Source organism: Thalassovita aquimarina, assembly GCF_018219815.1.
Classification (GTDB): Bacteria; Pseudomonadota; Alphaproteobacteria; order Rhodobacterales; family Rhodobacteraceae; genus Thalassobius; species Thalassobius aquimarinus.
Map to the genome: position 1 here is coordinate 21,340 of NZ_JADMKU010000021.1, position 13,818 is coordinate 35,157.

A 13,818-nucleotide genomic window follows, 5' to 3' on the forward strand; every position below is an offset into this window, starting at 1 on the left:
TGTGAGTCTTCATTTCCGCGAAGCGGGAACCTCGCGGGTGCGGACGGACAAGGTGGAAATCGAGAACGCCAGCAGCCCGGACAGCGCGGGCAGTGGCCTGTCCTGGAGCCTGTCGCATTTCCGGTCCCGCGGGCCGGACATGGTGGAGGTGCAAAGCACCCGCCCGGCAGATTATGTCTACACCCAGGTGCCACTTAGCGGCGGGTTTGAGGCCAAATTGAATTGCGGCACGACCTACAGCAGCGGTGCGACAGGGCTGATCCGGCCACAGAAATCCGGGGCGCTGTTCCGTTTCGCCCGGCGTGAAAACAGCCTGTTCGGAGTTATGGCGTCCCTGCAAACCGTCGAAGGCTGGTTCGCGGGCAAGGTCCCCCCGGCCGTGCGCGCGCTTTTGGACGGCGCCGGCACCGGAACCTTTCACCAGCCGCATCCCCTGCCAGAATACTTGCGCCAAATCTTGGCCGGGGCCTTGCGAAACGCCCTGCCGATCCGCCGCCAGCTCATCGAGACGGCCGCGCTGCAGGTCCTGTGTTTTCAGCTGGACCGCCTGGCGCCGGGCGCCGTGCCTGGACCGGCATCGCACGATCTGCGTGCAGCCCGCGAAGCGCATTCCCTCATGCAAGCGAATCCCATGGCCCCGCCGGGCGCAAGAGACCTGGCCGGGATTCTCGGGGTCCCGGTGAACCGGCTCGCCATGGCCTACCGCGAGGTTTTCGGCTGCACCCTGGTACAGGGCGCGGAACAGATCAGGCTGCAGGCGGCCTGTGACGCGTTGCTGAACGGCGCGCCCATCAAGCTGGTCGCCAGCCGCCTGGGATATGCCAGCGTCAGCGGTTTCACATACGCGTTCCGGAAACGGATGGGGCTGCCGCCGCGCGAATGGTTAAACGCGCAATCGGGCCGGACAGCAAAGCCCGCTGCAAAACCGCCGCGCCCCCGGCGGCACTGACCTTGGGCGCGATATGACCGATTTCACTGGAATCTTGTCCGCCGGATTGCATCTGCGCCGTGCGCCTGAAGCGCAGCCATCACTGAGCGGCCTGTTCGCATGGAATGGCGGCTTCATTGCGCACGTTTGGACAAAGCGCGGCGAGCGGCCCGCACCGGGCGGGAACCCGTCATATCGTCTCATTCATCGTGATTTCGTCCGATGCCGTCGCAAAAACGAAGGATCGCTTCGCCGTCGGCCTCAGGGCACGTGCCGCGGGCGACCGATTACCCGCCCCTCCCATTCCATTTTGACCGATGCAAATTACAAATGATGAAGCGAAATCGATATCATCATCTGAGTGAACATCACGGCATCGAACTGTTCGAGGCCTCGTTCAGTCGCCAGACCTTCGGCCGGCATGCGCATGAAGGGTTTGCTATCGGCGCAATCGCCGAAGGCGCGGGCGGCTATGTCTGCCGGGGCGAAAGCATGGTTCTGCCGGCGGGCACTCTGTCTCTCATGAATCCCGAAGAGGCCCATACCGGGCACGCCGCGGCGGGCTGGGTGCGCTACAACATGCTTTACGCTTCCGAGGCTGCGGTCCGCGCGATGCTGGACTTGCGTGATCTGCGCGGTTTTTCGACGATCGCGCCGCGCGACGAGGGGCTGCAGGTGACGCGGGCGCTTTCTGCGCTAGCGCTCAGCCTGAACACCCCGACCCTGAAGGATCACCGGCTCGCGGTGGAAGAAAGCCTTCACGATGTCTTGGCCAAGGCCTTCTCCTGTTATGGCCGCGCCGCGTTGCGCCCTGCGGGCCGCGAACCACGCGCGTTCAGGCGGTTGCGCGAAATGATCGCGGCTGGGATCGAGGCCGGAGAGGCGCTGACCCTCGCCGAACTGTCGGACGAGGTCGGGTTGAGCGTGTCCTATCTGATCCGAAGCGTCAAACGCGCGACGGGGCTGACGCCCCATGGTCTGATCATGCAGGCGCGTGTCGATCATGCGCGCCAGGCCATGCTCGACGGGGTACCGGCCGCCGAGGCGGCCCTGGTGGCAGGTTTCTGCGACCAGGCGCATCTCATCCGGCAGTTCCGTCGTCACTACGGCGTGACACCCGGGGCGCTGATCCGGCACTGAGAGGTCAATTTCGTACAATCTCCGCCCGGCCAATCCATGACAGGGTGTTTCGAAAAAGGAACGCTCATCATGTCATTCGAACCAGTTACTATTCCCTCCGAAGGCCTTCCGGTGCGTCCGGCCAACATGCTTGCAGGCTCTCGCAAGGCGGCGGACCGGCTTTGCGGTCACCTGCCGCTGGAGCGCTGAGTCATGCCGCCGTTCGAAACCCTTCTGGCCATGTCGGGCTTTGCCTTCGCGGCCTCGGCGTCGCCAGGTCCGGTCAACATCATCGGAGCGATGGCCGGTGCGCGTTACGGCGTCAGCCGGGCCCTTGCCTTCGTCACCGGTGCGACGGTGAGCTTCCTCGTGCTGCTTCTGGCCCTCGGGACGGGGATGCTGGAGGGCGTGAGCTGGGTCATGACATTGCTGACGCCAATGACCCTGCTGGGCAGCGCCTACCTGCTCTGGATGGCGTGGGGGCTCGTACGGGGCGATGGCGCGATAGACCGGCCCGACCTCCCGCGCGCCCCGGGCTTCTGGTCGGGGGCGCTGGTGCAGGGGCTCAACCCGAAAGCATGGCTCGCGGTGGTCTCCTCGCTCTCCGCCTTCGTATTGCCGCTGGCCGACCGGGTGACCGGACTGGCCGTCTTTACGCTCCTGTACGGGCTGATCTGCTGGGTCTCCCTCTCTTTCTGGGCATGGAGCGGCGCACGTGTCGCACCGGCAAGGATGCGCCTGTTCAACCGTATCATGGCGGCGGCCTTGTTGCTTTCCGTTGCATGGATGCTGGCAGACACGTTCACCTGAAGGCCGTTCGCCCAATATTCGGTTCCCCCGCACGTCAAGAGTTCGGGCAGTCCACTGCGCAGGACCCGTTCAAGCCCGACTTGGCAGATGCTGCTTCACGCATGATTATCGGCCCTAACCTACTGGAGGAGGAATTCATGTCTGAGCGCATCCCAGTCACAAAGGTGTATGAAGCATTAAAGGATAGCAGCCGTTTCACTCACGCGAGATTGAAAGCTCTTGCTGAAGCAGACTCCAAGGAGCTCCTGAAAAGCGAGGCGGAAGCGCTTGGTACTGAGCCCGAGCTGTTGCGCATATTTGCAAGTGATATCATCGATATTCGATCAAAAGACCGCATCGTCCGCCGCGAAAACCTCTGGAAGGCAGCGACGCTTGTGTCCGGCCTCGTCGGGATCGTACTTGGATGGTGGCTTGGGCATTGAGATCACGATACGGTTGCGACGGCTGGCTGTGGTTGGGACGTCCGTTTCGGGGACCGCTTCCCAAAACCGACCTTGGCGCAACCGCAGCGAAAGTACACTCCGTCCGCTGAACAGCCGCGTTTATCTTAGCACGGTATGAAGTTGTCGCGCAGCGTCGTGGCAATGTCCGGGTCAAATGCAGCAAAGGCATCCGCAGATCGGGTGAGCCGAACGAAACCGTCGCGTGGATCCGTTTGCAACCACGAACTTACTGGAAGGGTTTCGGGGACGGGCCCGGCGAAGCACCCGCCCGAGACCTCGACCGCGACCGTGCCACGCCCATCCTCGCCCCTCGCTTTGAAGTCCAGGATGTCCGCTTGGGCCCTTTCCAGGCGACCTAGGTCGCCGGCCGCGACACGCAAAACATAAACTTTCTCGCGCACGCCACCCCTCGGCGCCCCCTGGGCATTCGGCAGAACTTCAAGGGCGACGGTTTCGTTCAGCAGCACGGTCTCCGCGGCAGCGTCATCCACGAAACTCAGGCTCAGCTTGGCGTCTCCGGTCCGTAATTGGAAGGCTGGAGGCACGCCAATGGCAACGGCGATGGTCTCTGGCCGGGCATTCAACGGATCGAACCGCGCACCGGAAGACGGGTTCGACCGAGGCACAGCGGAACAGGACGCCGCCGATGTAAACGCCAGAAGGGCAACGGCGCGGACGGTGTTGGTGTGCATGCTGGAAATCTCCTGTCACATTTGAAAAAGTTTGGAACGAATGAATTGCCTATGCCGTGGCGCCTGATCCGCCGCCCCGTTGGTTCAAGGACTAGGCCGGGCATTCCTGTGGGGCGCGTTGCAGCCCCTTGAACAAGAGCCAGAAACCGACAAGAAGTTCAGCCGTTGCGGTCGGCAGGTTCAGTGCAATGTACTCAACTGTGATGATCTCCATCTTGGCGAAAAGAACAGCCCCGCTTGCCGCAACGGACAGGCCCGCGCCTGCAATGCCCCATAGCGACAACCAGCTTGGCAGCAGCTGCGCCCTGAAGGTCAGAAGGAAGAACATCGTATTCCCGGCGCAAAGCGCCATCACCATGAAGACATGGTTCAACTGATCGCGTGCGCCCCTCAGAACATCACCCAGTGTCGTGAGCGCGGAAATTTCATCGGGGCGGTGCACCTCAACCAGTTGGCTCAGGTTCAAGATAGCCAACATGACCACTGTCGCGACGATCGCCACACTTGCCGCCAGGATTCGAAAACTGAGAAATCCCAGCGACAGCGTTTCGCCGAAATGTCGGACAACTGGAAACAGGAGCAGCGCAAACCCCAGGTAACACAAGCCCAGCAGAACCTGCCCCATCGCAGCGATTTTCACCTGCGATGGTTGCTGCGCAGCCTGGAAAAGATACTCGGGGGAATCGATGGCCGGGGCGACGCTCAGCAATCCCGCGCCGATGCCGGCGAAAACGAGGATGCCGGCCAGGCGAATGTTGAAACTGGCAGTGGACATTGGGTCAAACCTTGCTTGTGATTTCGGTTCTGCGTTCTCATGTCAGAGCATTCTCGTCGCGATGAAGCGACAGGCCGCGCCGCGCTGGACGCACATGAATTTCGGCCCTCTGGTCGTCAAAACCTGCGGCGGGCTCATGGCGGGCCAACCTTTCTGGCTGGTTCGCAAGGCGCGCGCCATACCCATCATTCATCGCGCGACGTTCCTTTGAGGAAGGAGCTTGGCATATGCGGGAAAACGCGCAAACTCGGGAAATACGCAGAAGCAATATGCGTATCCGTATCGAATGGCTTGCTTGGAACCGCCTTTGCGCGTCCAGAGCGTTCGCAGCATTGCTGCCGTGGAATTTTACCTTCCGGTCGGGTCGCATGCGCGGCCCGTCAGCCGGCTGAGGAAGCGTTTCGATCGATTTGCTCCGACGCTCTATCTCGGTCTATTGCCCCCTTTCGCTGGATCGTGCTTTCTCTGTCTTAACCATTGGGAGAGTTAAAAATGTTCAATGCAATGAAGTGGGTGGCCGGAGCATTTGCCGCCGGTGCGATGATGGCGGCGCCGGCATCGGCGGAAACACGCGTTACCTATAAATCGGCCAAGGCCGGAACATCCTATTACCAGATGGGCGTGCAGGTCGCCGAGGCCATGAAGACTGGTTCGGACGGCAATATCATCGTCACCGTCGAAGAAGGTCAGGGATCGGTCCAGAACGTGATGGAAGTCCGTGCGCGCGGCGGCGATTATGTGTTCACCACGCCGCCGGTTCTGGTGAAACTGGCCCAGGGCGGCAAGGCCATGTTCGAAGGCAAGAGCGATCCGTCCTTCAACGATATTCGCGCCCTGTTCCCGATCCCCTCGCTGACCATGCACTTCGTCATGTCCGCCGATAGCGGGGTAAACAGCTTTGCCGATCTCGAAGGCAAGACGATCCTTCTCGGCAAGGGCAGCTTCGGCGCGCGTGAGGGCGAAAAATACCTGAAGCTCTTCGGCCTCGAAGGCAAGGTGCAGATCGCCGATGCGGAACTGTCCAACGCCGTGGCCGCCCTTAAAAACGGTCAGATCGACGGTTTCGTGACCGCCGGTTCGTGGCCCGCCCCCAATGTGGTTGAGGCCGCGGCGTCTGCCGGCGTCACCGTCCTGTCGCTGAACGACGACCAAGTGGCGCAGACCAAGCGCACCCGCCTCGTGATCCCCGCAGGCACCTATGCAGGACAGGATCAGGACATCGTCACCACATCGCTGCCGGTCGTGGCCTACACCACCACCAAGATGGACGACGAAACCGCCTACCAGCTGACCAAGACCTTCTGGGAAAACAAGGCCGCGATGGCCGAAGGCGCGCCATGGTGGGGCGGTGTGGACACCGGCCTGATGAGCAACATCACCGGCAAGATCCACCCCGGCGCGGTCCGTTATTACAACGAGGCAGGCATCGCCCTGACCGAAGGCCAGATGTAACGCGCATCCCTGCGCGCAAGGAAACGGGCCGGGCCGATTGTGGCCCGGCTTTCTTTTCGGAAAGGCTATAAAAATGAGCGGGCTGACTGATCTGCCGAAATCACCGTGGCTGCGATGGGCGTGGATCGCGCTGGCATTCGTGCTGGTGGCCTTCCACATCGGGCTGATCTTCTCGGGCCTTGTGCCCAACCTTGTCAGCCGACCGCTGCACCTGGCGCTGATCCTGCCGTGGGTGTTCCTGTTCGGCGTCACCGGGCGCTGGCGGCTGATATCGGGCGGCGTACTCAGCGCCATCGGCATCGCCGCCGCCGTTTGGGTGGCGTGGAACGCCGACATGCTGGGCGATCAATACGGATTTCTGGAAAACCGGTTTCAGGTGGGTGTCGGTTTCGCCCTGCTGGCCGTGGTGATCGAGGCCGCCCGTCGCGCCATCGGCTGGCCCCTGCCTCTGGTGGCGGCCGTCGCGCTGCTCTATGCCTTTTTCGGTCATCACATCCCGGGCGAATTCGGCCATTCCGGCGTGCCGCTGCGATCGTTCCTGGGCACCATGACCATTGCCGAGGGCGGCATCTGGGGCAGTCTCACCGCCGTGTCGGTCGGGGTTGTGTCCATCTTCGTGATCTTCGGGGCCGTCCTGAACGCAGGCGAGGCCGGGCAAGGCTTCATGAACGTCGCCGCCGCCGCCGCCGGGCGCTTGAAGGGAGGCGCGGCCAAGGTTTCGGTCCTGTCTTCGGCCTTGTTCGGATCGATTTCCGGCTCGGCCAGCGCGAATGTCGCGTCGACCGGGGCGATTACCTTGCCCGCCATGACGCGCCTGGGCTATCCGAAGCGGCTCGCCGCCGGGGTCGAGGCGGTGGCCAGTTCCGGCGGGCAGATCATGCCGCCGCTGATGGGGGCGGGTGCCTTCGTCATGGTCGAACTGACCGGCACCCCCTACACCCAGATCATGGGCGCCGCCCTGTTGCCCGCGCTTTTGTATTTCTGGGCGGTCTGGGTGGGAATCAACGCCTATGCCACCCGGTTCGACCTGAAGGGATTGGATGCCGCCGATCGCCCGCAAATGCGCGACGTCGTGGTCACTTCTCTGTTCTTCCTGGTGCCCTTCACCGTGCTGATGCTGGGGATGTTCGCCGCCGGATACACCCCGCAATATGCCGCCTGTCTGGCCATCCTCGCCGGGGCGCTGCTGCTGCTGGTGGATGGGAAACTGCGTTTCGACCCGGTGAAAACCGCCACCCGCGTGGCCGACGCCCTGCTGACCGCCTCGCGCCAGGTGTCGATGATCGCCGCTATCATCTTCTGCGCCTCGATCATCATCGGCGTTTTGGGCTCAACCGGGCTTGGCGTGAAAATCACCTCGGTCATCCTCGAAGGGTCCGGCGGCGCGCTTTGGGCTTCTCTGCTGCTGACCGCCTTGGCCTGCCTGATCCTGGGGATGGAAGTTCCCACCACCGCCGCGTACGTCATCTGCGTTTCGGTCGCGGGGCCCGCGCTTATGAAACTCGGGCTGGAGCCGCTTCAGGCCCACCTGTTCGTCTTCTGGTTCGCGCTTCTGTCCACGATCACGCCGCCCGTGTGCGGCGCGGTTTTCATCGCGGCAGGCATGGCCGACGAAAACTGGATCAAGGTCGCCGTGACCGCGATGGCGTTGGGCGTCGGTCTCTACCTGATCCCGCTGGGCATGATCACATGGCCCGCGCTGATCCGGCTGCCGTCAGATCCGGCCGCTGCAATGTTGGCCTTCGCCGCTCTGGCGGCGGGATTGGCAGCGTTGTCCTTTGCGATGATCGGGCGTGCGGCCGGACCCTTGCGCGCAGGTCTGGCGCTGCTGGGGATCGGGCTGCTTTTCGGTCCTGCACTCGTTTGAAAAGAGAGGGCTCTCTGAACACGCATTCGAGATAGGGAAGAGCATGGAGAAAGGGCGCGCGCGTCCGGCATCAGGCAAGCCAATAACGCTGCCAGACCTGCTCGCCTTTGTGTCCTTTTCAAACGTTAGACGCCGGATCAGAAGACGATCAGTTTCGGCCGGATGAAAGACTGCCGGCGGGTCGCCTACGCGAAGCAACCGCTGCGCGGAAGTGTTTCTTTCGTGCGGCGGTGATGTCGGCGCTGACCGGGCAACCGGCCGATCAGCTTGGGAAGCCGCCGCCTATGTCTGTTTCGACCATGGAAAAAAATGCATCCGTTGCCCGCAGATTGCGTTGGGAGGCCAGACAGAACACATCCTCAGAATGGGTATCCGGAAGCTCCTTGACCGGTATCCGGACCACCCCGTCCTGCCGCGTGGAAGCCGCATCGAACATGAAGCCGATGCCGACCCCCTGGACGCAGGCCTCGTATATTGCCTCCCTTGCCTCGAGAACGAACAAGGGTTCAATCGACAGCCCGTGCGTTTTCAGGGCTTGGCTAACGGCACGCTGGGTTTGCGAATTTCCGGTGCGGAACAGAACCGATTCAGCCACCAGGTCGCGCAGAGACACGACCTTGCGATCTGCCAACGGGTGAGATTGCGGCACCAAGGCGACGATCCTCTGGTGGGCAAACGGCTTGCGGACGATGTCATCCGATACCGGGGCGTCCGTCAGCAAACCCAAGTCGGCTTTGCGGTCTCGGACAGCATTTACCACCAGTTGCCAGTCGCCAAATATCAGCTTCAGCTTGATACCCGGATAGGATTGCCTGAAGCGTGAAACCAGCTGCATCGCAGGAACCGGCGACCCCGATGCAATCGACAGTTCGCCGATTTCCAAGGTGTGGGCGCGGGACAGAATTTCCGCGGCCTCCCGCTCGGTATCACGCAACGGCGCGGTGTGCTGGTACAATCTTCGCCCGATGAAGGTCAGTCGAACCCCCGCTCCGCTGCGCTCGAACAACCTGACATCAAAGGCTTTTTCGATCGTCCGGATATGCGCCGTAACCGCCGGCTGGGAAACACCCAGCGCCCGGGCGGCGCCTGAAAAGCTGCCCTGACTGGCGATTTCATTGAATACCCGTATCTGAGAGGAGCTGAGCCGTTCCATGTTGTATCTCGCTTCTGGAGGCATAATCAAAACTTATACAGCGTCACAACTAGCGAAAGTTTCCCCTCTATACAGCCCCCGAATCTTGTATTTCTTGGGGCGTCAAATGGCCGAAGTAAAAATCACGGATCTGCGTAAATCGTTCGGTGATACGCAGATCTTGAAAGGCATCGAACTGAAGGTCGCGGATGGCGAGTTCGTTTCACTTGTGGGACCTTCAGGCTGTGGGAAATCCACCTTGCTGCGCATCATTGCCGGGCTCGAACAGGAAAGCGCAGGCAGCATTTCCATTGGCACCGAGCCGGTGTCCGGCATCCGCGCTGCGGACCGCAACCTGTCGATGGTGTTTCAGTCCTATGCCCTTTACCCGCATCTGACGGTGGCCGAAAACATCGCCGTGCCGCTGCGAATGCGGCAGATGACCCGCTGGCAGCGGCTGCCGCTAGCCGGGGGGCTGATGCCGGGGGCGAAGCGGCGCGAACAAGAAATCGCCGCGGCGGTCGCGCAGGCAGCGGAAACGCTCGAGATCGGGGCGCTCTTGGACAGGAAACCTGGCGAGCTGTCAGGCGGCCAGCGCCAGCGGGTCGCGCTTGGCCGGGCCTTGGTGCGGGCCCCCGCAGCCTTTCTGCTGGATGAACCGCTGTCGAATCTCGATGCCAAACTGCGGGTTCACACGCGGACTGAAATTGCCGAACTGCACCGCGAACTCGGGGCAACCTTTATCTACGTCACCCACGATCAGGTCGAAGCGATGACCATGTCCGACCGGATCGCGGTGATGATGGGCGGAGAGATCCTGCAATGCGCCCCGCCGCAGAAAGTCTATGCCGATCCGGACGACCTGCGGGTCGCCGAATTCATCGGATCGCCCAAAATCAACGTGCTTCCGGCAGAAGCGGATGCGATGGGCCGCCTGTCGGTTCTGGGTCGCGACCTGCCAATTGCGGTGCGTCCGGGCCGCCAAACCCTTCAAATCGGGTTGCGCCCTGAAACGCTGCACCTCGCAAGGGGGGACGCGAAAATCGTCGGCCGCGTCGTGCATCTGGAACACCTCGGTTCGGAACTCTTCGCCCAGGTTGCGGTCGAGGGGCTCCAGGGCAGGCTGGTCCTCCGGGCCGCTCCCGCGCAAGCCGCAGCGCTTCAGATCGGCAGCGAAGCGGGGCTCGATTTCGATCCGGCCTCCGCGCTTGTTTTTGATGCCGCCGGGATGCGTGTGCGCGAAATCCTGACGGCCCCGGCAAAATCCTTGGCACAGGCGGTCTGACAATGGTTGCCGTGGACATGCCCCCCCAAACCCGCCGCCGCGCCGCCCGTTCCCCGCAGACGATGGCATGGCTGCTGTCTGCCCCGGCGCTGGCCTTGATGCTGTTGATACTGCTGGTGCCAATGCTTTCCGCACTGGTTCTGAGCTTCACAGACTATTCTCTGGGCGCGACCGAATTGAACTGGGTCGGGTTGGACAACTACGAGAAACTCTTCACCCGCTCGTCCTACGAAAAGATGCTTTGGGCGACTTTAACCTACGTATTGGTGGTCGTGCCCATGTCGGTGGGCCTCGGCCTCGGGGCCGCTCTGTTGATCAATTCACTTGGCCGCGGGCGGGAAATCTACAAGACGATCTACTTCCTGCCGGTGATGGCGACCTTGCTGGCAATGGCGATCGTCTGGGAACTGATGTTGCACCCCACCATTGGCATGGTGAACCGTACGTTGGAAATGGGCTGCGGCACCTGGATAGAAAGCCTGTGGCCGTGGCTGGCCGACGGATGCGCCAACGGGATGCCGATCTGGCTGGGCGACAAGGACTATGCCCTGTGGGTCGTCTGCTTCATTGGCATCTGGCAGGGCTTTGGCTTCAATATGGTGCTCTATCTTGCCGGTCTTACCGGGATTCCGAGGGACCTCTACAACGCCGCCGAAATGGATGGCGCCCGCAGCGCCTGGGAACGGTTCCGGCTGGTGACCTGGCCCGCGCTCGGGCCGACCACGGTCTTTGTTGTCACGATCACCTGCATCCGCGCCTTTCAGGTGTTCGATACCGTCGAAGCCCTTTTCCCGCGCGGCGGGGGGCCCTCGAAATCCGCCTACATGATGATGTTCGCCATCTACGAGAAAGGCATCAAGCAGAACCTGATCGGGGTCGGCGCCGCCATCACCATGCTCTTCCTCCTCTTCGTGATGATCATCACGGTAATTCAGCGCCGCCTGACCGAACGCAAGGTGCATTACTCATGACCCGCTTCAACGAACTTCTGAAACACGCGGTACTGCTGTTCGGCGCGCTGATCGTGATCGTGCCCTTCTACCAGATGGTCAGCTATTCGCTGAAATCACCGGCGGAGATCGAACGCGGCATTGGCGGATTTGCCGGCAGCCAGGCCCTTATGACGGATGAACAATGCGTTGGCCGCAACACGCCGGACCGCAGCGACGTCGAGACGGCCCGTACCCGTTTCCCCGGTCAGGACGACAGCCATGTCCTTGGCCAACTTCTGGAAGAGGTGCGCGCGGAATGCCAGGTTCGCCCGGCCGTGTTCAACTACACCAGCGCCTTCAGCGAAGCGCCCCTGCTGTGTTATCTTCTGAATGGTGTGATCGTGACGCTGTCGATCTTCGTGATCCAGGTGGTCGTGGCCTTGCCGGCGGCCTATGCCCTATCGAAACTGCGGTTCTGGGGGCGCGAGGCCGTGTTCGGCATGGTGCTGTTCTGCCTGTTGATCCCGGTCCATGCCATCGCGCTGCCGATCTATGTCGGGCTTGCGAAGCTGGGGCTGATCAACACTTACGCCGCGCTCGTCGTGCCATGGACGATTTCGGTCTTCGGCATCTTCCTGATGCGGCAGTTCTTCATGACGGTTCCCGACGATCTGGTCGATGCCGCGCGCATGGATGGCATGGGTGAACTGGCAATTGTCTGGCGCGTCATGCTGCCCACCGCCGTGCCGGCGCTGATGGCCTTTGCGATCTTTTCGGTGGTGGCGCACTGGAACGACTACTTCTGGCCCCGCATGGTGGTGACCGGAGACCGCAGCCTGTTCACGCCACCGCTGGGACTGCGCGAATTCAAGGCCGACATCGACGGCAGTCTCTATGGGCCGATGATGGCCACGGCGACGGTGATCGTAACCCCGCTGATCGCGGCCTTTCTGCTGGCCCAGAGGAAATTCATCGAAGGCATCACGCTGAGCGGCATGAAATAGCCGCTTGGCCACCCCAATCCGGCCCCGCCGGATATCCGGTCCCGGCGTGATCGCCAAACCCCGCCGGGACCTTCAGTAAACTGGAGACGCAAAACATGATCCGTTCCACCCTCAGCGCTGCATTCCTAGCCGCACTGTTCACCCAGGCCGTTCAGGCAAACGAGGCGGTCACGATTGAATTCGCCTACCCCTACTCGGCGGCCTTCGATGTGACCTTCGAGGCGATCCTGCCCAAGTTCAAAGAGAAGCACCCCGACATCGAAATCAAGCTGCGCTCGTCCTACGAAAGCTACGAAGCGGGCACCAACACCGTCCTGCGCGAAGCGATCTCGGGCAACCTGCCTGATGTCAGCATGCAGGGGCTGAACCGCCAGCGCATCCTGGTGGAAAAAGGCATCGCTCGGTCGCTCGAACCCTTCATCTCCAAAGAGGCGGATTTCGAGACCGACGGCTATCATAACGCGATGCTGAAACTCTCGACCTTTGACGATGGCGTCTACGGCCTGCCCTTCGCGGTTTCACTGCCGGTCGGCTACTACAACATGGATGCCCTTGAGGCCGCGGGCGTTACCGAACTCCCCAAGACTTGGGAAGAGATGATCGGCACCTGCCAAAAGCTGGCACAGGCGGGCTCCAAAAACCCGGTCTACTGGGACTGGGCGATCACCGGCAACTGGTTCCTTCAGTCGCTGATGTGGACCCAGGGCAAACCCACGGTCGAGGGCGGTCGCCTCACGCTCGACAGCCCCGAAGCGCTGACCGCGTTGGAAACCGTCAAGGCGATCGTCGATGGCTGCGAGATGAAGAACCTGAGCCCCAACGAAGCCATCGCTTCTTTCTCGGCCGGGGAATTGCCGATGCTGTTCACCTCGACCTCCTCGGTCGGGCGCATCGAGCGCGCCAAGGCGGACTTCGCTTTTTCCACGGGCAAGTTTCCGGGCATCGACGGTGCGCCCAAGGGCCTGCCCGCGGGCGGGAATGCAGCAATGCTGACCTCGGCTTCCGACGACCCGGAGGTACTTGAAGCCGCCTGGGCCTGGCTGACGTATATCACATCTGGCGAAGGTGCCGCCGAAGTGGCGAAAACCACCGGTTACATGCCGCCGAACAAGGCTGCCAACGAGGTGATCCTCGCGGACTTCTACAGCCAGAACCCGAACAAGCGCACCGCGGTCGACCAGCTGCCTCTGCTCAGCGACTGGCAGGCCTATCCCGGTGCCAACGGGCTCGCCATCACACAAGTGATCTATGATGGCTTGGAAATGATCGTCACCGGTGAAGCTGACGATATGGAAGAGCTGCAACAGGAACTGGTGGAACAGGTCAACGACCTGTTGCCCAACGGCTAACCCTTCCGACTTTCCGGGGCCGCCCCCCGT

Annotated in this window: 14 protein-coding genes; 11 read left to right on the plus strand and 3 right to left on the minus strand. The window is 62.0% G+C overall.

Features of this window, described 5'->3' with window-relative positions; all coding sequences use genetic code 11:
• Position 1 precedes the first annotated feature (1 nt).
• The 4 genes from IT775_RS21610 (at position 2) to IT775_RS17835 (ending at position 3,279) form a co-directional block, all read left to right on the plus strand.
• Positions 2-949 (plus strand): helix-turn-helix domain-containing protein, encoded by a 948-nt coding sequence (locus IT775_RS21610; RefSeq protein WP_212702593.1) that lies wholly within the window; start codon positions 2-4, stop codon positions 947-949.
• Between the two features lie 312 nt (positions 950-1,261).
• On the plus strand, positions 1,262-2,068 hold the full coding sequence (locus tag IT775_RS17825; protein ID WP_212702594.1) for an AraC family transcriptional regulator: 807 nt from the start codon (positions 1,262-1,264) through the stop codon (positions 2,066-2,068).
• A gap of 192 nt (positions 2,069-2,260) precedes the next feature.
• Complete coding sequence (locus tag IT775_RS17830; RefSeq protein ID WP_212702595.1) at positions 2,261-2,857, plus strand: LysE family translocator; 597 nt, start codon at positions 2,261-2,263, stop codon at positions 2,855-2,857.
• Between the two features lie 137 nt (positions 2,858-2,994).
• Entirely contained in the window at positions 2,995-3,279 is a 285-nt protein-coding gene (locus IT775_RS17835) for a hypothetical protein (protein WP_212702596.1), read from the plus strand.
• Between the two features lie 125 nt (positions 3,280-3,404).
• Here the strand turns inward: IT775_RS17835 and IT775_RS17840 are convergent, their stop codons facing one another.
• Together IT775_RS17840 and IT775_RS17845 are read right to left on the minus strand one after the other, a co-directional pair.
• A complete protein-coding gene (locus IT775_RS17840) occupies positions 3,405-3,992 on the minus strand; it encodes a hypothetical protein (protein ID WP_212702597.1) in 588 nt (195 codons plus the stop codon).
• Between the two features lie 91 nt (positions 3,993-4,083).
• A complete protein-coding gene (locus tag IT775_RS17845; protein ID WP_281414375.1) occupies positions 4,084-4,767 on the minus strand; it encodes a DUF4386 domain-containing protein in 684 nt (227 codons plus the stop codon).
• On the opposite strand from IT775_RS17845, the gene IT775_RS17850 reads away from it, so the two are divergent.
• The 3 genes from IT775_RS17850 to IT775_RS17860 all read left to right on the plus strand — a co-directional run bounded on the left by IT775_RS17850 (position 4,745) and on the right by IT775_RS17860 (position 8,086).
• Positions 4,745-4,978, plus strand: coding sequence for a hypothetical protein (locus tag IT775_RS17850; RefSeq protein WP_212702599.1), 234 nt, complete (start codon positions 4,745-4,747; stop codon positions 4,976-4,978). The two genes, IT775_RS17845 and IT775_RS17850, sit on opposite strands and share 23 nt — an antisense overlap.
• A gap of 281 nt (positions 4,979-5,259) precedes the next feature.
• Entirely contained in the window at positions 5,260-6,219 is a 960-nt protein-coding gene (locus tag IT775_RS17855; RefSeq protein WP_373051343.1) for a TAXI family TRAP transporter solute-binding subunit, read from the plus strand.
• A 73-nt stretch (positions 6,220-6,292) separates the two neighbouring features.
• Complete coding sequence (locus IT775_RS17860) at positions 6,293-8,086, plus strand: TRAP transporter permease (protein WP_212702600.1); 1,794 nt, start codon at positions 6,293-6,295, stop codon at positions 8,084-8,086.
• Between the two features lie 262 nt (positions 8,087-8,348).
• Here IT775_RS17860 and IT775_RS17865 read toward each other — a convergent pair whose 3' ends face one another.
• On the minus strand, positions 8,349-9,239 hold the full coding sequence (locus IT775_RS17865) for a LysR family transcriptional regulator (protein WP_212702601.1): 891 nt from the start codon (positions 9,237-9,239) through the stop codon (positions 8,349-8,351).
• A 106-nt stretch (positions 9,240-9,345) separates the two neighbouring features.
• Between IT775_RS17865 and IT775_RS17870 the strand changes: the two genes are divergently transcribed.
• From IT775_RS17870 to IT775_RS17885, 4 genes are all read left to right on the plus strand, one after another.
• Positions 9,346-10,503 carry an ABC transporter ATP-binding protein gene (locus IT775_RS17870; RefSeq protein WP_212702642.1) on the plus strand — a complete coding sequence of 386 codons (1,158 nt, stop codon included), beginning with the start codon at positions 9,346-9,348 and terminating at the stop codon, positions 10,501-10,503.
• A 17-nt stretch (positions 10,504-10,520) separates the two neighbouring features.
• A complete protein-coding gene (locus IT775_RS17875; protein ID WP_246525706.1) occupies positions 10,521-11,474 on the plus strand; it encodes a carbohydrate ABC transporter permease in 954 nt (317 codons plus the stop codon).
• The gene (locus tag IT775_RS17880; protein WP_212702603.1) at positions 11,471-12,439 is read left to right on the plus strand and encodes a carbohydrate ABC transporter permease; all 969 of its coding nucleotides are present in this window, start codon (positions 11,471-11,473) and stop codon (positions 12,437-12,439) included. Before IT775_RS17875 ends, IT775_RS17880 begins: the two co-directional genes overlap by 4 nt.
• Before the next feature lie 95 nt (positions 12,440-12,534).
• On the plus strand, positions 12,535-13,788 hold the full coding sequence (locus tag IT775_RS17885; RefSeq protein WP_212702604.1) for an ABC transporter substrate-binding protein: 1,254 nt from the start codon (positions 12,535-12,537) through the stop codon (positions 13,786-13,788).
• Positions 13,789-13,818 lie beyond the last annotated feature (30 nt).